This is a genomic window from Vibrio sp. CJQ_6 (genome assembly GCF_043106745.1).
Lineage (GTDB): Bacteria > Pseudomonadota > Gammaproteobacteria > Enterobacterales > Vibrionaceae > Vibrio > Vibrio furnissii.
This window is the reverse complement of the sequence record NZ_JBICMV010000028.1, coordinates 1-20,420: the sequence shown is the minus strand read 5'-3', so window position 1 is coordinate 20,420 and position 20,420 is coordinate 1. Positions and strand designations below refer to the sequence as shown.

Here is a 20,420-nt window from a genome sequence, read left to right as displayed (position 1 = left end):
AGTCGGCTGTGAACGGCGCGCAAGAAAAAAGCCACCTCAAAGGGTGGCTTCTTGATGCACTCAACACTTAGTAAGCGTGAGCGACTTCTAGTAAACGTGAGCGACTTCGGCAGACAGGCTACACAACTCGTCGACAATTTCTTTGGTCTGTTTGGAGTAGATCAGTTTGTCTTTGGCGCCGACAAGCTGAATCATTTTCACTTTGCCAGACATCACCGCTTGGCGAATGGCGCGCAGAACCAATTGGTTATCGAGAATCTTGTGTTCATCCAGGCCATTGCCCGGCACTAATGAGGCTAGATCCACAGAGAGTACCAGTTGATCGCAGTGTTCAATGTAATGGCTCAATTGGCTTTTGAGCTGATTACGATTTCGGAAACTGCACTCTTCCTCGGTCAACCAGTCACACCCTAAATCTTCCGCGTATTCCCAAGTTTGGCTCGGCACTCGCTCTGCATCGATCCCTAAGCAGAACAAACGCGCATTAGAAAAACGCGACAAGGCGAAATGGTAAACGGAACCCACTTGTGGATCTAAGGTTTGTTTCAGCTCAAAGTCATGACCCACGTGAATGATGCCAATTTCTTCATTATCCAGCGCCAGCACTGGCAATGCGTTGAGCAGCAACTCGTGGCAGTTCGCCAGCACGACGGGGACAGAGCTGAGCGCCAAATGACGGCTCAAAACATGCTGATAGCGTGCATCGGATGCATCGTTCAGTACCAGATGGCCCGCATCAGCGTAATTCGGATTGGACTGTTGTTGATACAACCAGTCAGAGGCAAATTCTAGGCTTTGTTGAGCAAATTCAAACTCTACGCGTGACATGGGTTTCACACGCTCACACACGGTCATAAAGGTAAACGCAGAGATGTGAGGAACCGCAGTGCGGCTCAGACGGTAGCGTTTGAATAAACTTAACATGATGAATTACCTTTCTGGTGGCAACGCTCGCGCGGCCTGCAACACATGTAAAATGATACGCTGCTTGTGAGTTTCGACGCGATGGGCTGGGGCCATCACCGAAATTGCACCGATCAACTTACTCCCTTTCATCACCGGAGCACTGATCCCCGACACTCCGGGGTCAATTTCGGAGGTGCTCACGGCATATCCATGTCGACGTATTTTTTCCAAATCGGTTTGCCATTTGTCCATTCGATGCTCTTCACCGAAATAGCGCAGAATTTTTTCGCAACGCTGCGCGGGCATATACGCCAACATAACTTTAGATGAGGCGCCACGAAGCAGGGGTTGACTTTGACCCTGGACGAAGCTGCATCGAAGCGCCTGCATGCTCTCTTTTTGGCTCACACACAAAGCCCGGTATCCGACCGGCACCATGTACGCTGCCATTTCGCCAGTCTGTTTCTGCAATCGACTCAACACGGCGTCGACGGCATCCAGATTGTGCTGGCTGGTTTCATAACTGCGCATCAGAAGAAGGGCCGCTGAACCGATGATCAACGTTTTGTCATGCGGGCTTTCTTCTATCAGGTTCCACTCTTTCAGCAGTTTCAGATGTCGGTACAAACTGCTGAGGGGCACCTGCAATTGTTCACTTAATGTTTTGGCCGAGACCGGCTCATCATTCACCGCGACCTGCATCAGCAGTTGCAGTGATTTTTCGTTAACTTGATTCGCAGATTGTTTTGTTTCGCTCATGACTGCTTTTTAGCCTTTATCGTGTTTCAGCTCAAACCTTAATTCTTATATATCGAGAATTTAATTTGAATTAAAGGATTGCATTCTCACCAAGTGAGAAAACGATGAAAATTAACAAATTTAAACATAATTTGATGAGCGAAAAATCGCTGCAGAGTTGCGCAGAATGCGGTGAATTTCCACCCAGCTTTTGGCGGAATTTCCGACAAAAAAAGCGACGCCGAAGCGTCGCTTTTTGCGGTTATTGGCAGTTTTTGCGGTGACTGGCGGTTAGGCGAGTTTAAACGTTGCCACTTTTGCGCTTAACTCCGCCGCTTGCTGCTTGAGCACATTAGACTGATTCAAACTGTCGTCTGCACCCTCGACCAATTGCTCGGTCACATCCTTAATCGCCGTGATGTTTTGCGTGATTTCGCTGGTCACGTGGGTTTGCTCTTCAGCAGCCGTCGCGATTTGCGTCGCCATATCACTGATCAGCGCCACCGCTGCGTTAATTTCTTCCAGCGCATGGGTCGCTTTATCGGCATCATCCACCGAGTTGGCTGCCAGCGTTGAACTGCTCGACATGAGGCCCACCGCCTGTTGGGTGGTTTGTTGCAGCGTCTCGATAGTCGATTTGATCTCTTCCGTTGACGTGTGCGTGCGTTGGGATAACACGCGCACTTCATCCGCCACCACCGCAAATCCGCGGCCCTGTTCACCGGCACGAGCCGCTTCAATCGCCGCGTTCAGTGCCAATAGGTTGGTCTGTTCCGCAATGCTCTGAATCGTGGCCAGCACGGTCGAAATCTCTTGGGCATGTTGATTGAGCACCGAAATGACGTCACTGGCCTGACTGACTTCATGGGCCAAGTTGTTAATGGAGGCTTTGGTGTTCAAGACCAGTGTACGACCATTGGTGGTACTGGTCGACGAGTCTTGCGCTGCGTGGGCGGTTTGCTCTGCGTGCGAGGCGATTTCCTGCGTGGCCGAGGCCATTTCAGTGACCGCCGTGGCCACCATGGTGATCTCTTGCTGCTGCATACCCAGCTCTGATGCCGATTGATTGGCACGCTGCGAGCCATGCTCGGCTTGCTGCGTCAATTGTTCTGACTGATGGCGAATGTGGCCGATCAACTGCTGCAGGCTGGCAACGAAGGTATTGAAGCTATCGGCCAATTTGCCGACTTCATCGTTGTTTTCCACCACGATGCGTTGCGTTAAGTCGCCGCTACCGTTGGCAATCTGTTCCAGCGCATGCGAGACGTTTTTCAACGGACGGAACAACACGTTACACAACACATTGAACAAAATGGTGCACAGCACGACCACCAGCGCCGTCACCAATAATTGGCCCCACAGCGCATCGAACAGCGGTGAAATCAATGATTGATAGTTAATCACAACCACGGTGCTCAGCGTCGTGCCGTCAATGGCGCGCGCAACCAACACATATTGGTCGCCGTTGATTTCGACTCGGCTGTCGTTGCCCGACCGTTCGGCCTGTTGAATGGCGGAGAAATCGATCCCCAACTCAGCAACACTCTTGTTCAGCAGTTTGGTGTTCGCGTGCGTAAAGATATTGCCTTGCGCGTTGACGATAAACATGTCGCCAGTGCCCGGCAACACCACCTGTTTCATGTTATTGAGAATGTCGGTAATTTCCACATCGGCGCCCAGCACCAATTGTTGACCATACAAATCCACGGCTTTACCAAGCGACACCACATTGGCCCCCGTTGCCGCCGCAACGGTTGGGTTATCCATGAACACATTGGCCGGATTCGCTTTAGCATTGATGTACCATCCCCATTTGCGTGGGTCGTTGTTGTCTGGCGGCAGCACCACGCCGTTGGCGTTTTGTTGTGAACCATCTGGATAGGCGAGGAACACGTTGTCGAAGGCCGCGGCGTGCTTCACCTGTTTCAGGTGCGTCACAATAGCCTCTTGTTTGGCGTCGGAGGTCAGCGATGTCAGCGCGCGCTGTTTCGACACCAGCCAGTCCGACACGTATTGATTGTATGACGCGGTGACGCCTTGCAGACGCTGTTCAACCTCAAGATCCAACCGACTCAACGACGCATTGAATGACAGTGCTTCGACCAGCACGCCCCCGATCACAATGGCAGCGCTGGCAGAAATGGCCAGCTTATTTTTTAACGATAGATTTTTGAACATACCCTGTCCTGATTGTCATTATAATTTGCTTCACGACGAAGCCGCCCTCAGGGCGTCCGCATTATAATTTTTAGCCTCGAAATAAATGAGAACCGCCCAACGAAAATCACTTTTTATCGCCATGCCTTGTCACAAGTGTCGTATTGATTCCATTTTTGTCCATTCTGAGTACGCTAGGCGTTGCATAAAATGTGAAGCACGCGAATGTGACGACGATATCTCAGGCACAAAAAAGGAGGCCATCGCCTCCTTTCTGTTCGAGTCCTGACTAGCGCTGCAACAGGGTGCGCCACGAGACGTCGTCCGTCTGGTAGCATTTCAGGCTCAGCATAAAGCTGACGACGCCCAGTACGATGTAAATCAGCGCATTGACGGTGCTGATTTGCGTCATCACCTCAGACAGATTCGCATCCATTAAGATATTGAGCGGTAACCCCAACACTTGGTGAAAGAAATCTCCCACCACTTCAGTGCCAAATAAGCCCAAGCTCAACCACTTCAATGCATACACGCCAATGAACATCACCAGAATGGGTGAATTCACCAATTGAGACAGCAGCAGCGTGATGCACGCCAACGGCAGCAACGCCACAGCCACCAGCAGCATTTGACCGAGGTAGCTCAACCAGTGCGTCACCGCAAACAACAGTGAACGTTGATGAAACAGCAGCGGAATCGCATCATCCGTGACCATGTTCACCAACCAAAACATCACATCGGACGCGATGACTAAAACGGAGCACACCACCGGGATCACCAGCAAACCAAACGCCAGTTTAACGCCGTGCGTTTTGAGGTTGCTGACCGGCATGCTGCGCCAGAACATAGAACTGCCTTCCTGACGTTCTTTGCGCAGCGTTTTGGGGATGTAGAGCGTGCTGAGTAGAATCGACAGCGCGCCAGCCACCACAATCATGAACGAGCTGAATTGATCAACAAATTGCAGATCCAACGGTTCAAAACCACTGTAACTCATCTCAAACGAGAGGTTGCTCTGCAGATTGCCATTGCTCAACAAACCGATAAACAGCACCAGCATGCACGCCAGCACAAACAACGGAATTCGAGTGACCACTTTGTGTTCGATCCACTCTTTTTCTAACATGTAGACGGATGCATGCATTATGCGTTCTCCTTCTGCAGTGCCAAAAACAGCTCTGCCAGTTTTACACTGTAAATACGCCCCAAACCTTCCACCGCCTCACGATGCTGCGCTTTCAACAGCCACTGCGTCGTCCCCAAGCCCGCCTGAGCAGACAGAGGCTGCAGCGCATCAATTTGCTCCGTCAGAGACGTCGGCGCATCCAACACAAAGTAACCTTGCTCAACCTCGTCCATGCGCGCTTGCAACACCACGCGGCCTTGCTTAAGAATCAACACATCGGTCAGCAGGTGTTCGATTTCCGACACTTCATGGCTGGCGATAATCAGCGCGCGTTCGCCATCGTGAAACCATTCCAACAGATGACGATAAAACGTGTCGCGATAGATGAGATCAAGCCCTAATGTGGGCTCATCCAGAATCAGCACTTTGGTGTCCGTGGCAATCACCAATGCCAGATGCAATTGCACCTTCATGCCTTTCGACAACGCTTTGATTTTACTGTGTAAGTGAATGTCCGTTTTGGCCAGTACCGACTGCGCTTTGCCCAGCGAAAAGCTTGGATGCACACCCGAGGTGTACTTGAGCAGTTGCTGCACCGTCATCCACTCCGGCAGCACATTGACGTCCGAAATGTAGGCCAAATGTTCCATGACTTGAGCACGTTGCTGGATGGGATTGCGCCCTAAAATATGAATTTCACCCTGATAATGGTGCGCGCCCAGCAGCGCTTTGATTAACGTCGACTTGCCCGCGCCGTTATGGCCAAGCAACCCCAACACCTGTCCCGGCGCTAGGGTAAAGCTAACCGGATGTAGCGCCGTTTCTCCATGCGAAGCCGAATACTGTTTCGACACCTGTTTTACTTCAACATACGGCCTCATGCTGCATCCTCAATGTGTTGTTTTAACTGTTGCATAAAATCGTCCAGCGACATGTCCAGTTGTGCCAGCGTCGCCGCAATCTGTGGAATTTGCTGTTCTAAAAACTGCTGTCGCTGCTGCGTTCTCAGTTGGCTGAGTGCGCCACTGGCCACGAACATGCCTTGGCCGCGGCGCTTTTCCACCAGCCCTTCATCCACCAGTAACTGATAGCCTTTCATCACCGTCAGGTGATTAATTTTCAGATCGGCGGAAACGGTTCGCACGGATGGAAGTGCTTCACCTTCGGGCCAGATGCCCTGCAAAATCTGCTCGGTGATCTTGTCCGCCAACTGGCGAAAAATCGGTTGGTTATCCTGCCATTCTGTCACTGTGCATTACCGATATGGTGTTATACATGTATATAACACTAAACGCGAATACCGTTTTTGGCAACATGCTTTTTCACTCCCCATGAAAAAGGCTCTGCCGAAGCAGAGCCTTTCATTTCAATCACGGGATTAAAATCAATTCGTTGCGCAGTCTGCGTCCCCGATCAATTTCCACACACCCCACTCACCCGATTGCGTTGGATCGTCACCTTGTGTCCACCATTTGGCTTCCCACACACTGCCCGACCATGTGACTTGGTTGCCACCCACGTACACGGCACTGGCATCCCACAAGTTGTCACACGTTTCACCGCCGCTGGATGTTTTCAACACCACCACATCCGTCGTTGCGGACGCACTCGCCTGACCATCGCTGACCGTCACCGAGAAACTCAACGTGGTATCTTGGGTGTACTCCGGCGCGATAAACGTCACTTGGCTGCCATTGATCGCCGCCTCGATTCCAGCAGGCACCGTCCAGCTAAAGGTCAGCGTATCCAGATCCGCATCGCTGGATGCCGACGCATCCACGACCACCGTCTCCCCAGCATTAACCTGTGCTGGCGCGTTCACGACGGCCACTGGCGCAGTATTTTCAGCGCCGCCAACCGGTTTCACGGTTACAGTCGTCGTTGCCGAAGCGCTGGCGCCATCGTCATCCGTCACGGTGAGCTTGAAGGTGAAGCTCTGTTCACTGGTCACTTCCGGCGCTGTAAAGCTTGCCTGAACTGCGCTTGCGTTGCTCAGCGTCACCGCATCACCGCCGGTTTGTTCCCACAGGTAGCTGGCGATTGTGCCATCGCTATCGGCTGATGCGCTACCATCCAGCGTCACACTCGCAGGGCCTGTCACCGTTTGAGCCACACCCGCATTGGCTGTTGGCGCGCGGTTTGCTGGCGGTGTGCCGCCGTCCGCCAAGCCTTCATGCATCGCATTGAGAATATCACCGTTGTCGGCATCGATTTCCCACGAGAACAGACCCGCCAAACCTAGGCTACGTGCATACGCACCTTTGGCTTTCACAGAGCGGTCATCATCAAAGGTAATCAACTGACCCGACGTGCGATTCCACACCCAAGGTGCTTCTGCTTGCGCATCGTAGCCATATTCAAACCCATTGATGCCGGTGTTATCCGCGCCCAACATGTTGGCTTTGATGCCTTTGTAGTCAATCACACCCGCTTCCCACACGCCTTGCGCGGTTGACCCGGTGAGTTTGCCATTGCCCACACCGGTCATCGGGTCGGTCGGATCGCTCAAGCTGGACGGCATCACACCATCCCAGCCACGGCCATACATCGCCGTCCCCAGAACCAGTTTGTTGGCTGGCACGCCTTGGGCCAGCAGAAGCTGAATCCCACGGTCAGCGGTGTACGCCGGGCCTTTGTATGCTTCGCCATTTTCATCCACACCCGTTCCATCACATTGGCCTGGGCGCATGAACGTGCCGCAGTTCAGTGCGGTTTGGTGACCGAGTACGTTGTTCCAGCCGCCGTAGAAATCGTAAGTCATGGCAAAGATGTAATCCATGTACTGCACCGCATCGGCGTAGTTCACGTCTTCAATCTTGTCGTAACCGACGCCAATCGCTGATGTCAGTTCATAAGTGCGGCCGGTTTCGGCTTCCAGCCCATCCAACATGGTGCGCAGTTCTTGCATCAAGGCAACGTACGCTGGGCCGTCATTGACTGGATCGCCCAGATCAGGCGCCGCGCCATCACCGCCCGGAAATTCCCAGTCGATGTCCACCCCATCAAAGAATTTCCATGTGGTCAGGAAGCGTTTGACCGAAGCCACAAACGTGTCACGATTGGCTTTGGTGGTGAAATCGAAGAAGGGATCAGAGAGCGTCCAACCGCCGACCGAAGGAATGATTTTCAGATCAGGATAACGCTGCTTCAGCGCCATCATCATGGCGTAGTTGCCCTTGATCGGAGAGCTGTATTCATGACCAGCCTGAGCGAAACTTTTCTGATATGCCGCCCAAGGGTCGTGGATGACCACTTCGTAATCGGGCACGCCCTGACATGCCGTCATCAGCGCGTTGTAGCTGTTACCGCCGACCGATTTCACCGACTCGTTCGGCCCACAAATCGGGATAAATCCATACAGAATGTGCGTTAAGTTTTGTGCTGGAATGTTATCCACGGTGTAGTTGCGGCCATAAATGCCCCATTCAACAAAATACGTCCCGACCACGGTATTGGCATCGGTGGTGTAAGTTTTGTTGTTGGGATCCACGTTCATGGTCAGCGGCTTGAGATGCGCCCCGTCGGTATCGGCAATGGTCAATTCAACGGGCGCGCTGGTGCTGCAACCGCTGTCATCACACGCGGCCACTTCCAACTGGTACAGGCCGCCTTTGCTGTAGGTGAAACTGGCGGTCGTTTGGCTGCCTGAAATGGGGCCAGACGCCACTTCTTCGCCATCGAAATAAATCTTATAGGTGTTGCCCGTTTCACCACTCCACTGGTTAAACGTAATGCTGATGGGCGCTTCGTCGTGGTATGTCACCATCTGGTTGTAGCCCGCGGTGGTTTCCATCGCGAGTTCAATTTTCGAAAATTGCAGATTGTTCGACCCGTAGACATCAATACTTGGTGCCGCCGGAGCCGCTAAGGCCGATCCAGACAGAGCCAGTGCAATACTTGCGGCGCACAGAGTAATACGATTCATATCTATTTCTCTCATTCCTTGCAGATTGTACTCAACATGAGTTGGCTGCTCTTCAGTCACACATTGAAGAACATCGGCTTCAGTATTTGGGAGACTTTATTTTTTTGAAAAAAAATTAAAACGCTTTTCGAGTCACAACGAGCAATTCGTAGCGAAAACGCACGCGATTGCACGCTAAATTCTACTCTGTGCCAGAAATTCAGAATTTTGACACAGCGAATGAGGCAAATTTATTTTTTTGCACTAATAAAGATTCGAAATGATGGCTAAAACAGAAAAGCCCTCTGAAAAGAGGGCCTTAGTGAACAACAACTCAGTTAGAGTGGACGAAACTTCGCCGTAAAATGGCGTAATACCGGCGGTTCATAGGTAAATTCAAGCCCTTTAAAGCACGACGCGCGCTTGGCCAGTGCAATGATCGCGTCAGCAATATAATCCATGTGATCGTTGGTGTAGACGCGACGGGGAATGGTCAGGCGCATCAACTCCAGCTCTGCCGCCTTTTGCACACCCGTTTGCGGATCGCGCCCTAATAACAGCGAACCGATTTCGACCGCACGAATGCCTGCTTCGAGATAGAGCTCGTTGCACAGCACTTGTGCCGGAAACTGATCGGCGGGAATGTGAGGCAAGATCTTCGCCGCATCCACAAACACCGCGTGCCCGCCAGTTGGGTATTGAATCGGAATCCCAGCCTCACGCAGGCGCTCGCCCAAATAGGCCACCTGACTGATGCGATAGTGCAAGAAGTCTTCGTTAGCCGCTTCGTACAAGCCACGAGCCAGCGCTTCCATGTCACGCCCGGCCATGCCGCCATAGGTCACAAACCCCTCCATCGGCACACAACGTGTGCGCACCGCTTGAAACAGCTCTTCGTGATCGCGAATACAGCACAGGCCACCAATATTGACCATTGGATCTTTCTTGGCCGACATGGTGAGCATGTCGCCGTACTGATACATCTCACGGATGATGTCCAAAATCGTGGCATCGGCGTAACCGGCCTCACGCTGTTTAATGAAATAGGCATTTTCACAATAGCGCGCCGAGTCGATCACCACCGGAATGTCATGACGGCTGGCTATCTCATACACGGCACGCATGTTCGCCATCGACACGGGCTGCCCACCCGAGCTGTTACAGGTGACCGTGGTGATGATGGCGCAAATATTCTGGGCACCGTAGTGATCGATGGTGGTTTGCAACTTGTCGAGGTCGAAATTGCCTTTCCAGTCATACGGCGTGGTGGTATCAAATGCTTCTTGAGTCACCACGTTGACCGCGGTGCCGCCATTGAGTTCGATATGACCGGCGGTGGTGTCAAAGTGGTAGTTGGAAATAAACACCGGCGTGGTGCCGCCGCGCACTTGGCGCATACGTTCAATTAATGCAGGAAACAGAATTTGCTCGGCGCCGCGGCCTTGGTGCGCAGGCACCGTCAGTGAGTAACCAAAGAAGTGCTCCACCGCCGCACACAAGTTGTAGTAGTTGCGACTGCCAGCATAGGATTCATCACCGAGCATCAAGCCGGCCCATTGGTTGTCGCTCATGGCGCCGGTGCCGGAGTCGGTGAGCAGGTCGATATAGACATCGTCGCTGCGCAGCAAAAATGGGTTGTATCCAGCCTCTTTTAACGCCTGCTGACGATCAGAAAAGGTGGTCATTTTAATCGGTTCCACCATTTTAATGCGGAACGGTTCTGGAATGCGTTTCATACTTAACGGTCCTTCATGCGCCGCCCAAACCCGCAGGATGTGGCAGCGTTTAATTCATGGATGGGTATGCCACAAGCGGCACAGGGCGGCCTGAATCAGGCCAAGGCGTTAAGCGTGAGAAGCGGTTTTGCTGAGCAGTGACAAGCCGAAATCGAGGTTATACCAACACGACAACACTAACTTGATGTCGTGCTTTGCATTGAAGTCCATCGCGTTATCTTCTGGTTGGTGAGTGATGTCATCACTATAGTGCAGCGGGCGGGATATTGACGTGCTTAAAATACACACTTTGCCAGCGCGCTCACATCTTACGCGGTATGCGTGATTGCCTGAGTTGTTAAATTTTGATGAAATTCATCCATCCGTGCGGGGGAAAACTTGCAATTCATAGCGACAATCGGCACCCTCACAGGTCATTACGCGAAAGCGGTTAAAAGGATAAAACTAATGAATACAATCAAATCTTTATCATGTCTTTTGGCTATTGTTTTTAGTGCTTCAGCTGCCGCAAAAGTAACATTGAACATTCCAGATTCCATCGACCTTTTGGTGGTCAATGGCGCCAAACCTCAATCTTCAGGCAGCATTTTCTCATCCACTAAAAGCGTTGAAATGGACGATGGCCAGCAACAAATCGTATTCCGCTACAACCCATACTTCACGCAAGGGAATGACCGCATCGGTGTCGAAAGTGACGTCGTGATCGCCAAATTCACCGCCACCGACAAAACATTAGACTTCGACATGCCGCAATACCGCAATGCGGATGACGCGCAAAACAACATCAAAGCGATGGAATGGGCACTGCGTGATCAACAAGGCAATGCCGTGGGCCTTGAGCAAGATCGCCTGATCAAACAAGGCATGCAGATTGGCCGTGACTACAAACAAGAAACGTTTGAGTACAACCTGCAAGGCGGACCAGCCGCAATCGCCACCGCCTTTATCAAACCAAGCAAAGAAGGCTCTGCGGGCGACACCACTGCCGAAGAAATGCTGCATTTCTGGTACAACAAAGCCGATCCACAAACGCAAGCTCGCTTTAAAGCGTACGTGAATCAGAAATAAGTACTGCTTATCGAATGAGCAAAACGGGCGTCCAAAGGGCGCCCATTTTTTATTAAATCACTTGAGACTGCGCCAACGCGTCATCATCACTCGAAATCTGATAACAGCATTCGGCGTGCTGCTTGAGACAGGTAAAGATCTCGCGATCCAACTGATTGGCATCCACCAACGATTCCACAATGCTCAACGCTTTTTCCAGCGAAATACCATCTCGATACGGACGAGACTGGGTTAGCGCCTGAAACACATCAGACACGGCGATAATTCGACTAGGCCGGTCCAGATCCAAGGTCGTCTTGCCCAGCGGATACCCCGAACCGTCCAGCCGTTCATGGTGATTGGATGCCCATTCGCAGATTCTCGGCGAGGTAATAATCCCCTGCAAAATAAAGCGCGTGTCCGTCGCATGACGTTTAATGCACGTGTACTCTTCCGCAGTGAGTTTTCCCGGTTTATGCAGCACCACATCCGGCGTGCGCAGTTTCCCAATGTCATGCACCAACCCCGCCAAATACAACATATTTTGCATTTTGGGCGAATAGGCTAATTGCTTGGCCAGATACTTAGAGAGCTGTGCCACTTTGAGTGAATGCTGAAAGGTAAAGGTACTTTTGGCGTCGACCACTTTGGCAAACAATTCCGCGATCGCGATGGTTTGCTCAAGCCCCAAGTTACTTGAGAAAAAAGGCACCACATCAAGGTTGAGCATTTGCGCTTCAATGTAATGAGGATGCATGGCAAACCAAAAGTCATCGTTGTCCACCAGCTCCGTCATGTGCTGGACCATATTGGCTTCAAACACACTGCCCGAATGCTGCTGTAACTGGTGTGCGATGGACTGTTTCGCTGCTGCGCTGAGGTTGCCATATTTATCTTTGGTCTGCTGGCGATACAAGTGATCCACGCGGTTGACCAGATAAATGAGGGTTGCCAATTCTTTGTCCGTATCGGCAATCGGCAGGTGCTGCAACTCGCTCCACGGCGTGTGGTGATACAACACCGGCGTGGCAAAACACGACAGCGGCGCACATTCGCTCAGTAGGTTGTACCCTTTTTCACAGTGGCGAGCAAAGCTGCCAGGTTGAAAGGGAAAAAACAGCGGCATCGATGCCGACGACTGCGTGGATCCACAGTCGTGCACCAAGCCGGTCGAAAACGCGAGCTGAGCCTGTTCTTCATCCCAGCCCATTAATTTAGCGCACCGATAAGCCATGTACCCGACTCGGTGGCTATGATGAGGTTCGTCAAACCCGACCGCATCCAATGCTTGAGCAATGCCCAATAACACCTTGCGTAAGTCAACACTGACTTCTTCCGTATGCAATTCCATATTGGCTAACTGACACTAAACGATTGATGAATAATCATGTGGTTCGAGACTAATACAAACGGACTACTTAGTCCTGACAATTCTTAAGGTTTTTGTGGAATCTGTGACGAATTCTATGTGCCACAAGTTTCATCTTGATATGAGGTACGAATAACTTACCGTCCCCGCGAGAAAAGTGTTACGGTACACCTCACAATAAAGAACAAATAACATACAAAATCAGGTGGTTAGAATGTTTACTCTCAACGTGGATGATGAACTCCAGCTGGCGATGATTGAAGAATCCTTTGCCCCGCTTTATGCGCAAATCGTGGCGGATCAGCGTGCGTACCTGTCGCAATGGTTGGCCTGGCCGCCCCATTGCCGAAGCCAGCAAGATTTTGAATTGTTTGCACAGAATATGCTGCACGATTATGCCGATGGCAAAGTGTTGGTGTGTGCGATGTTCTATCGGGGTGAATTGGTTGGCAACTGCAGCTTGCAGGATATTAATCGCGATTTGGGCAAAGCCAGAATCGGCTATTGGTTATCACAACCTCATCAAGGGAAAGGCATTGCCACACGTGCGGTAGCCAAGTTGATCGAGGTGGCATTCCATCAGTATCAGTTGGAAAAAGTAGAATTGGCGGCGGCCAGTGGCAACCTGCCGAGTCAAGCCGTGGCCAAGCGCTTGGGGTTTGTTCAGGAAGGCCTCATCACGCGAGCGGAAGACCTCAATGGGCGCGTCGTAGACCATATTGTCTATGGCCTAACGCGCGCCCACGCCAATCAACATCCATAAAAAAAGCGGAGCTAAGCTCCGCTTTCCGTTATTGCCAGAAGAACATTGCAATCATCGACAACAAGGCGATACACGCAATATTCAAGAACATCCCCACTCGCATCATCTCGCTTTGCTTAATGTGACCCGTGGCGAACACAATCGCGTTCGGTGGTGTTGCAACAGGCAACATAAAGGCACACGAAGCGGCAACGGCAATCAAGACCGACAGCAAGATGGGCGAAATACCAAACGCTTCAGCCACACTGGCAAACACAGGGATGAGCAGCGCAGCACTCGCCGTGTTACTGGCAAATTCAGTCAAGAACACCACAAACGCCGCAATCACCAAAACGATGAACAGCAAGTTCATGTCGGCAATCATCGCACTCAGTTCATTGGCGAGGAATACGCTGGTACCGGTTTGTTTCAGCACGTTACTTAAACAGATACCACCGCCAAACAGCAGCAATACACCCCAGTCGGCCGTTTTCTCGATGTCTTTCCAATGCACGACACGCGCAAAGCTCACCAGAACAATCGCTCCCAACGCAATCACGGTATCAAAGCTCTTGAAGCCGCCCAGCATGGCGTTCACTGGCTTACTGAAGATCCACAGGAAAACAGTCAGTGCGAAAATGGCCAGCGTAACCACTTTACCTTTATCCCAATCCACCGCTTGGTGATTCAATTCAAAGTGACCACTCAAGTCTGGTTTCAACAGCAGATAAAGCACCACAATGGCCATCGGCAACATCACCAGCGTCGTGGGTAGACCAAACGCCATCCAATCGGTAAACGACAAGCCAACTTCAGCGGCCGCAATCGCATTGGGCGGGCTACCAACCACGGTGGCAATCCCACCAATACTGGCACTGTATGCAATACCGAGTAGCACGAAAACATAGGTGCTGTGGCCACGATCGTCATCCACTTTGCTCAGCACACCAAGTACCAGTGGCAACATCATCGCAGCGGTGGCGGTATTACTGATCCACATGGACAGCACCGCCGTGACACCAAACAGCATAAACACGGCCACACTCATTTTGCCACGCGCCATAATCAACACTTTGTCGGCGATGACTTTATCCAACCCCTGACGGTGCATCGCAGCAGCGAGCGCAAAACCACCTAAGAAGAGGAAAATCACGGAATTGGCAAAGTTGTTGAGCGCAGCCTGCGTATCGAAAACACCAAACAACACGGCCATGATTGGCACCAAAATGGCGGTGACGGTGACGTGCAGTGCTTCGGTCAACCAAAGGACAGCGATAAACGCCAACATACTGATACCGAGGACAACATTCGGTTCAAATGGCAGCGTCTTAAATAAGATAAAAAATAGCACCACATCCGCCAGGATGATGAGGCTATTGCGGTTAAGAAACCATTCTCGGGTATTGTGGGGTAAAGGGACACTATCGTTTCGATTCATTATTATTCTTCCTTATGGAGGCCAATCGGCATCCTGATCATCACATAGAATCAAACAAAGGAGATAATAATTATTGCGAAATTGTTAAGCCTATCAAAACTATCACTTACAATTTAACACATTGAAATAAATAGAAATCTCAACCCCACAAAATTTAACAAATCAGGAAAACACGTGTTTCAATTCAAACAATTTACCTAGTCAATGAATTTAACAATTTGTTCAAAAGCAGATTTCACTTCATTTCCTTTCATAATTCTTCCATGTCCTTGATTTTTAGTCGTAATCAAGGTGACGTTTGCAATTTCCTCGGCTGCCTTGTGTGATTCGGCATAACGCGCAAAGCGATCCTTTTCATCATGAACAATGATGGTTGGTGTACGACGTAACGTCAGGCTTTGATACGGCTGAATGGAATGGATGGGATAACGGTACTCATCTTGAACTTCGTTAACCACTTCTTCAAACAGACGCATCGAATAACCAGAGCGAGCCACTGTGCCAAACAAATTGTCCAAGTAATCGAGTACTGGCGCGATGAGCATCATCGGGCAGTCTGCCAACTTGGCATGGCGGCATTCCAGCGCAGTGACGTTCCCCATGCTATGGCCGATCAACCCGATGAACGCCGGTTCACTGTCAAGAATCGCCTCCAAACCACGCACAAACGCCGGAACGTGACCAAATGCCCCTTCACTCTCACCATGTGCGGGATGGTCGTAAGCCAGCGCGGTATAACCTTGCGCTGCGATGTGCTCCATCAACGGAAAGAACTGGCTCGATGCCCCCGACCAGCCATGAGTCAGCAACCACACTGGCCCTTCGCCCAAGCGATAGGTGGTTAATTTACCTTCCACAGAATCTACCTGGCTTTTGATCATGCCTTGCGGCACTTCGTTCTTTGCCGTCATACGAGCGGGTGTGAGCAACAATTTGCGCGCCGTTTTACGCGCATGGGCTGGCGCCACCGTATGGTGCAGGCGGGTGGTCCAATTCACGAGGCTGCGACGCAGACTGAATTTGCCAGACGTATTGAAATAAATCTTCTCACTCATGGTGTTATCCTTCAGCACAAAAACGAACGTTCGTGCTTTTTATTAATAAAAATTTTTGTGTTCAGGCTCACTCATTAAATAGAAACGCGTGAGCCAAATGCTTTAGGCCTTTTTCCAGCGCGCCAGCAGCGCATCGACGCCCTGCCAAAAATGCTGGTCACTTTGCTCTTGCCCATAGATTGAATAAAACAGATGCGCACTCAGATAGAGCCCATACAATTCATAACTCGCTTGCTGAGCATTCAGGCTTGCGACAAACTGCCCTTGCTCAACGCCTTTGCTGATTTGAATCTGCAAATAGTGAATCCAGCTCGAAATCGCCGCTTTTAAGGTTTGTTGAATGGCACAATCGGTGTACGCCGCTTCTTTCCACGCATCTAAAAACATACAACTGCCTTGAAACGATTGGTTCCAGCCCAACCAGTTGTCCAAAATTCGGCGCAGTTTGCGTTCGATGTCGCCATCACCCAGTTCACGAGCCGGCACGATCACTCGGTGGATAAAGGTTTGATTCGCAAATTCCAACACCGCGATTTGCAGGTTCTCTTTGGAATTGAAGTGCGCGAACAACCCACTTTTAGACATACCACACTGCTTAGCCAGCTCACCGATGGTCAAACTTTCCAAACCATTGGCGCTTGCCAGCTCAAACGCTGTGAGCAATATATTCTCTCGAGTGATTCGACCTTTACTCATTATTGATCGCCGTAATTACAAGACACTCTATTTTTAGCACGTTCGTTCTATTTTGCAAATTTGATTTCTCGCGCTCCTCAATCTGTGAAAGAATGATGAAATTGCGACCACATTCAAAGGATTGATATGGAAGGGATAATAGAGCAACTGCAGTTTTCCGCGTCGATTACCGGCCCGATTTGTCTCATGCTGGTTTTGGGGGTTGTGTTTAAACGCATGAACCTGATCAACGAAAACTTCATTGAAGTTGCGTCCCGTATGGTATTTCAAGTCACGCTGCCCGCCATGCTGTTCCTCAGTATTGTCGGCTCTCATCACGACTTCTCCTCCAGCGCAGCGCTGATCATCTTTGGGTTAGTGGCCAACTTTTCGTTCTTCCTCTTTACCACCATCATGACCAAACGCGCGTTTCGCGACCCGCGCGATCAAGGGGTGATCATTCAAGGCGGATTTCGAGCCAATACCGCCATCATCGGCCTGGCGTATGTTGCGAACACGTACTCCGATGCCGGGGTGGCGTTGGCCGCAATTTACGTTGCAGCGACAACCGTGCTGTATAACATTCAAGCCGTCATTGCACTGACACCGAAAGGTGAAACCACAGGCCCCAAGGCCAGCGCACTGATTCTCAAAACATTGACCAAGAACCCGTTGATCATCTCGATTCTGCTCGGTGTGGTGTGTTATTTTCTCGCCGTGCCTATCCCCGATATCGTCACGCAGGCTGGGCACTACTTTGCCAATATGACACTGCCTTTGGCCCTGTTGTGTACTGGCGGCTCGTTGGACATGCGCTCTCTCAAAGATGATAAAAGTTCAGCATGGTTTTCCACGGCATTCAAGCTGGTGTTATCCCCCATCATGATCACCGGGGCAGCCTTACTCTATGGCTTCCGCGGGATTGATTTGGGCTTGATTTTCCTGATGAGCGCATCGCCCACCGCAGCAGCCAGCTATGTGATGGCGCGCGCTATGGGCGGCAACGCCACATTGGCCGCCAACATCATCGCGCTCACCACCGTATTCTCTTTGCTCTCATGCACGCTGGGCATTTTCATTCTCTCTAGCTTGCAGCTCATCTAACCGCGAAACGGTTGTTACCCGTTCAACGCACGGACGTTGGGCGGAACACCAAACCGACGAGATCGCACCGCTCACGCACGCGACATTTGCCTGATGGTCATTTCGCCCGCTACGCTTAACGTCAGAGATAGAACGAACCGCCTGAAATCGCGACTCTTTTGTGAAACAAGGAACCTTATGTTGGCACGTTGGCTCAGCACCGCTTTGTGGATACTTCCAATACTTTCTTGGGCAGACGACGCGCCCCCGATCGCGTGGCATATGGCAAAAAGCGACAACGGCATCACCATTCAAATCCGAAAACATCGTGACGGCTTGGTCGAAATTCGCGCGCAGATGTTGGTACCCACCACATACGCAGCCTTCATGACACTTCTGGAAGACAGCAGTAATGTTCCGAACTGGATTGATCATGTGGACTCCAGCCGAGTCCTCAAACAGATATCGGACAACGAAAATATCGTCTACACACGCTTTGCGGCCCCTTGGCCAGCCAGAGACAGAGATATGGTGACTTATTCGCAGTTCAAGCAGTTTGCAGGCGCGTTGGTACTGACCATTAAGGATGCGTCAGATCAGTATCCTGAGCAGGAAGGTTTTGTGCGAATCAAGGCAGTTAAAGCCACCTGGACACTAGAAAAGCTGACCAATGGGATGACGCATATCGACTATACCGCCTTTGCCGATCCGGGCGGCATGTTACCCAATTGGCTGGCGAACAAGCTCTCTGTGTCGAGTGCTTTCAATACTTTTGAAGGATTGAGAGCGCAGTTGCCTGATTATCAGAATAAACTGCACCCTCATGTAAAGGAGTGATTAGAACAGTTTGCCGTACGGCAGATAAATCAGATTCAGTACAATCAGTATAATCATGACGCTGAAAGTCAGTTTCATTCCGGTTATGCGGCCTTTAAGTTGATCGTTTAAGATCGCTTTGGCATGCAGCAAACGACCGAGAATGAAAGCAATTCCCGTCGCATGCAGCCACCATACATTCGTGCCGTTGAACTCTGCGAAGCCCATCAAAATTAACGTGATCGGAATATACTCTGCCGCATTGCCCTGCGCACTGCGCGCCAAAGTCAATGCATTCACTCCCCCATCCATATACTTCACCTGATGGCGCCGACGCTGCTTGATCACCTGCACCGCCAACCCTATCAATAACCCAGCCAAAATGACGGCATACAATGCTGTAACCATAAGATTTCCTTAGTCTCAATTAAGGAGATAAGTGTAGATGAAAAGAGAAGAAAGAAAAAAGCGCCCTAATCCCCGAACTCAAGCAAGGGCGCTTAAGCATTAGAACAAATCAATCGAGGTTTCATCCAAAAATAGATTAGGCTTAATGTCTTTTACAAATTCAGCCACTTGTTTATCCATTTCCGCTTGTTCTTGCTCAGTAACGAGAATTTCAAACACCGGATCACCATTTTCATCAGAAACGGGTAGACCATCCTTGATAATATTCCTGTATAAAATAAGGCTATTATCTTGCTTAGGCCCACCTAACGCCTCGGTAAGCCGACTATAGTAGTAGGCTTTTTTAGGGTCTGAGTGAATGGTTATATTACCATCACGATCTTTTTCACCTAGCGTGTATGTAAGGAGCAAAGTTCTCGCTGCTTCGGCATACCCCAATTCGATCGCTTTATTAATCCATCTCATAGCTTCATCATAACCAATGGTATCCATACGATAATAAAGTGTTTCCATTGCTGGTGCATAACCTTGGTTGGCGGCTAATTTTAAGTAATACGTATATTTGTCATCACTTATCCAACCACCCATTTTTAAAATGGCATGATTACTCCCCTTCTGAAAAGCATCAAAATAAATCTTCTCTGAATTATAAGAACGATAAAACGGGATCAGTTCCCAGAAATAATACTGTGTAATTCTTAAAGCAAGAATAGCATTGCCATTACCTTCATCGGCTTGTTTCTTCCAAACACGAAACGCCTTATCGTTCCATTTGTCATCACAGGGCCAACCAAGGAACCTACAAGGGTTGTTAGCATAAATATATTTATCACCCAGAACATTCATCGCCCATGGGTCGCCCATTTCCGCCGCTTTTAAAAAGGTTTGTCCTGCCTCAAAGTGCTGGCGGTTTTTGTACTGGGTCACCCCTAACCAAAATGTTGCATAAGCACTGCCAGCATCCGATTGCTGCTGAAAAATTTGCTGCGCTTGTTGATACTCTTTTTGATTAAACAGGCGAATACCCTGCTCAACAGATTCCATCGCCCAAACGGTGCTATGTAACAACATTAAGCAGATAACGATAATTTTTTTCATGTTTATTTCTCTGGTAACCAGTTAACAAGTCGATAGCCCTTGGTTTTCAGGTATTCAAGCTGCATCGAGTCACTGGCACGTAGCACTGTGTACTCAGTGTTTAAACGGGCACGGCGCTCAGA

General features: G+C 50.4%; 19 protein-coding genes. 5 read left to right on the top strand and 14 right to left on the bottom strand.

Annotated elements, in window-relative coordinates; translation table 11 throughout:
• Positions 1 to 87 precede the first annotated feature (87 nt).
• From ACF8PK_RS14875 to ACF8PK_RS14840, 8 genes are all read right to left on the bottom strand, one after another.
• Positions 88 to 924 (bottom strand): arginase family protein, encoded by an 837-nt coding sequence (locus ACF8PK_RS14875; protein WP_392442053.1) that lies wholly within the window; start codon positions 922 to 924, stop codon positions 88 to 90.
• A gap of 6 nt (positions 925 to 930) precedes the next feature.
• The gene (locus tag ACF8PK_RS14870; protein WP_004727345.1) at positions 931 to 1,665 is read right to left on the bottom strand and encodes an IclR family transcriptional regulator; all 735 of its coding nucleotides are present in this window, start codon (positions 1,663 to 1,665) and stop codon (positions 931 to 933) included.
• Between the two features lie 270 nt (positions 1,666 to 1,935).
• Positions 1,936 to 3,822 (bottom strand): methyl-accepting chemotaxis protein, encoded by a 1,887-nt coding sequence (locus ACF8PK_RS14865; protein WP_206981059.1) that lies wholly within the window; start codon positions 3,820 to 3,822, stop codon positions 1,936 to 1,938.
• Between the two features lie 268 nt (positions 3,823 to 4,090).
• On the bottom strand, positions 4,091 to 4,945 hold the full coding sequence (locus ACF8PK_RS14860) for a hypothetical protein (RefSeq protein WP_004727347.1): 855 nt from the start codon (positions 4,943 to 4,945) through the stop codon (positions 4,091 to 4,093).
• Positions 4,945 to 5,808, bottom strand: coding sequence for an ABC transporter ATP-binding protein (locus ACF8PK_RS14855; RefSeq protein WP_392442050.1), 864 nt, complete (start codon positions 5,806 to 5,808; stop codon positions 4,945 to 4,947). Before ACF8PK_RS14855 ends, ACF8PK_RS14860 begins: the two co-directional genes overlap by 1 nt.
• Complete coding sequence (locus ACF8PK_RS14850) at positions 5,805 to 6,176, bottom strand: GntR family transcriptional regulator (protein ID WP_004727349.1); 372 nt, start codon at positions 6,174 to 6,176, stop codon at positions 5,805 to 5,807. The genes ACF8PK_RS14855 and ACF8PK_RS14850 overlap by 4 nt, the downstream gene beginning before the upstream one ends.
• Before the next feature lie 135 nt (positions 6,177 to 6,311).
• On the bottom strand, positions 6,312 to 8,852 hold the full coding sequence (locus tag ACF8PK_RS14845) for a glycosyl hydrolase family 18 protein (protein WP_392442048.1): 2,541 nt from the start codon (positions 8,850 to 8,852) through the stop codon (positions 6,312 to 6,314).
• Between the two features lie 317 nt (positions 8,853 to 9,169).
• A complete protein-coding gene (locus tag ACF8PK_RS14840; RefSeq protein ID WP_004727351.1) occupies positions 9,170 to 10,567 on the bottom strand; it encodes a tryptophanase in 1,398 nt (465 codons plus the stop codon).
• A gap of 15 nt (positions 10,568 to 10,582) precedes the next feature.
• Between ACF8PK_RS14840 and ACF8PK_RS14835 the strand changes: the two genes are divergently transcribed.
• Both ACF8PK_RS14835 and ACF8PK_RS14830 read left to right on the top strand, forming a co-directional pair.
• Positions 10,583 to 10,708 carry a hypothetical protein gene (locus tag ACF8PK_RS14835; RefSeq protein ID WP_275138623.1) on the top strand — a complete coding sequence of 42 codons (126 nt, stop codon included), beginning with the start codon at positions 10,583 to 10,585 and terminating at the stop codon, positions 10,706 to 10,708.
• A 306-nt stretch (positions 10,709 to 11,014) separates the two neighbouring features.
• Positions 11,015 to 11,635: a DUF2057 family protein gene (locus tag ACF8PK_RS14830; protein WP_055464892.1), complete on the top strand. Its 621-nt coding sequence runs from the start codon at positions 11,015 to 11,017 to the stop codon at positions 11,633 to 11,635.
• A 52-nt stretch (positions 11,636 to 11,687) separates the two neighbouring features.
• Here ACF8PK_RS14830 and ACF8PK_RS14825 read toward each other — a convergent pair whose 3' ends face one another.
• Positions 11,688 to 12,965, bottom strand: a complete 1,278-nt coding sequence (locus ACF8PK_RS14825; RefSeq protein ID WP_041943285.1) for an HD-GYP domain-containing protein — start codon at positions 12,963 to 12,965, stop codon at positions 11,688 to 11,690.
• Positions 12,966 to 13,197: 232 nt separating this feature from the next.
• On the opposite strand from ACF8PK_RS14825, the gene ACF8PK_RS14820 reads away from it, so the two are divergent.
• Positions 13,198 to 13,746 carry a GNAT family N-acetyltransferase gene (locus tag ACF8PK_RS14820; RefSeq protein WP_014257890.1) on the top strand — a complete coding sequence of 183 codons (549 nt, stop codon included), beginning with the start codon at positions 13,198 to 13,200 and terminating at the stop codon, positions 13,744 to 13,746.
• 28 nt (positions 13,747 to 13,774) lie between these two features.
• Here ACF8PK_RS14820 and ACF8PK_RS14815 read toward each other — a convergent pair whose 3' ends face one another.
• The 3 genes from ACF8PK_RS14815 to ACF8PK_RS14805 form a co-directional block, all read right to left on the bottom strand.
• A complete protein-coding gene (locus ACF8PK_RS14815) occupies positions 13,775 to 15,163 on the bottom strand; it encodes a DASS family sodium-coupled anion symporter (protein ID WP_004727356.1) in 1,389 nt (462 codons plus the stop codon).
• Positions 15,164 to 15,360: 197 nt separating this feature from the next.
• Positions 15,361 to 16,218 (bottom strand): alpha/beta hydrolase, encoded by an 858-nt coding sequence (locus tag ACF8PK_RS14810; RefSeq protein ID WP_014257888.1) that lies wholly within the window; start codon positions 16,216 to 16,218, stop codon positions 15,361 to 15,363.
• A gap of 102 nt (positions 16,219 to 16,320) precedes the next feature.
• Complete coding sequence (locus tag ACF8PK_RS14805) at positions 16,321 to 16,914, bottom strand: TetR/AcrR family transcriptional regulator (protein ID WP_004727358.1); 594 nt, start codon at positions 16,912 to 16,914, stop codon at positions 16,321 to 16,323.
• 126 nt (positions 16,915 to 17,040) lie between these two features.
• On the opposite strand from ACF8PK_RS14805, the gene ACF8PK_RS14800 reads away from it, so the two are divergent.
• A complete protein-coding gene (locus ACF8PK_RS14800; RefSeq protein ID WP_004727359.1) occupies positions 17,041 to 17,997 on the top strand; it encodes an AEC family transporter in 957 nt (318 codons plus the stop codon).
• A 177-nt stretch (positions 17,998 to 18,174) separates the two neighbouring features.
• Positions 18,175 to 18,813 (top strand): START domain-containing protein, encoded by a 639-nt coding sequence (locus tag ACF8PK_RS14795; RefSeq protein ID WP_392442041.1) that lies wholly within the window; start codon positions 18,175 to 18,177, stop codon positions 18,811 to 18,813.
• Here ACF8PK_RS14795 and ACF8PK_RS14790 read toward each other — a convergent pair whose 3' ends face one another.
• Entirely contained in the window at positions 18,814 to 19,200 is a 387-nt protein-coding gene (locus tag ACF8PK_RS14790) for an MAPEG family protein (protein WP_392442038.1), read from the bottom strand. It lies immediately after the preceding gene.
• 99 nt (positions 19,201 to 19,299) lie between these two features.
• Positions 19,300 to 20,298, bottom strand: a complete 999-nt coding sequence (locus ACF8PK_RS14785; protein WP_392442035.1) for a tetratricopeptide repeat protein — start codon at positions 20,296 to 20,298, stop codon at positions 19,300 to 19,302.
• Positions 20,299 to 20,420: the final 122 nt, after the last annotated feature.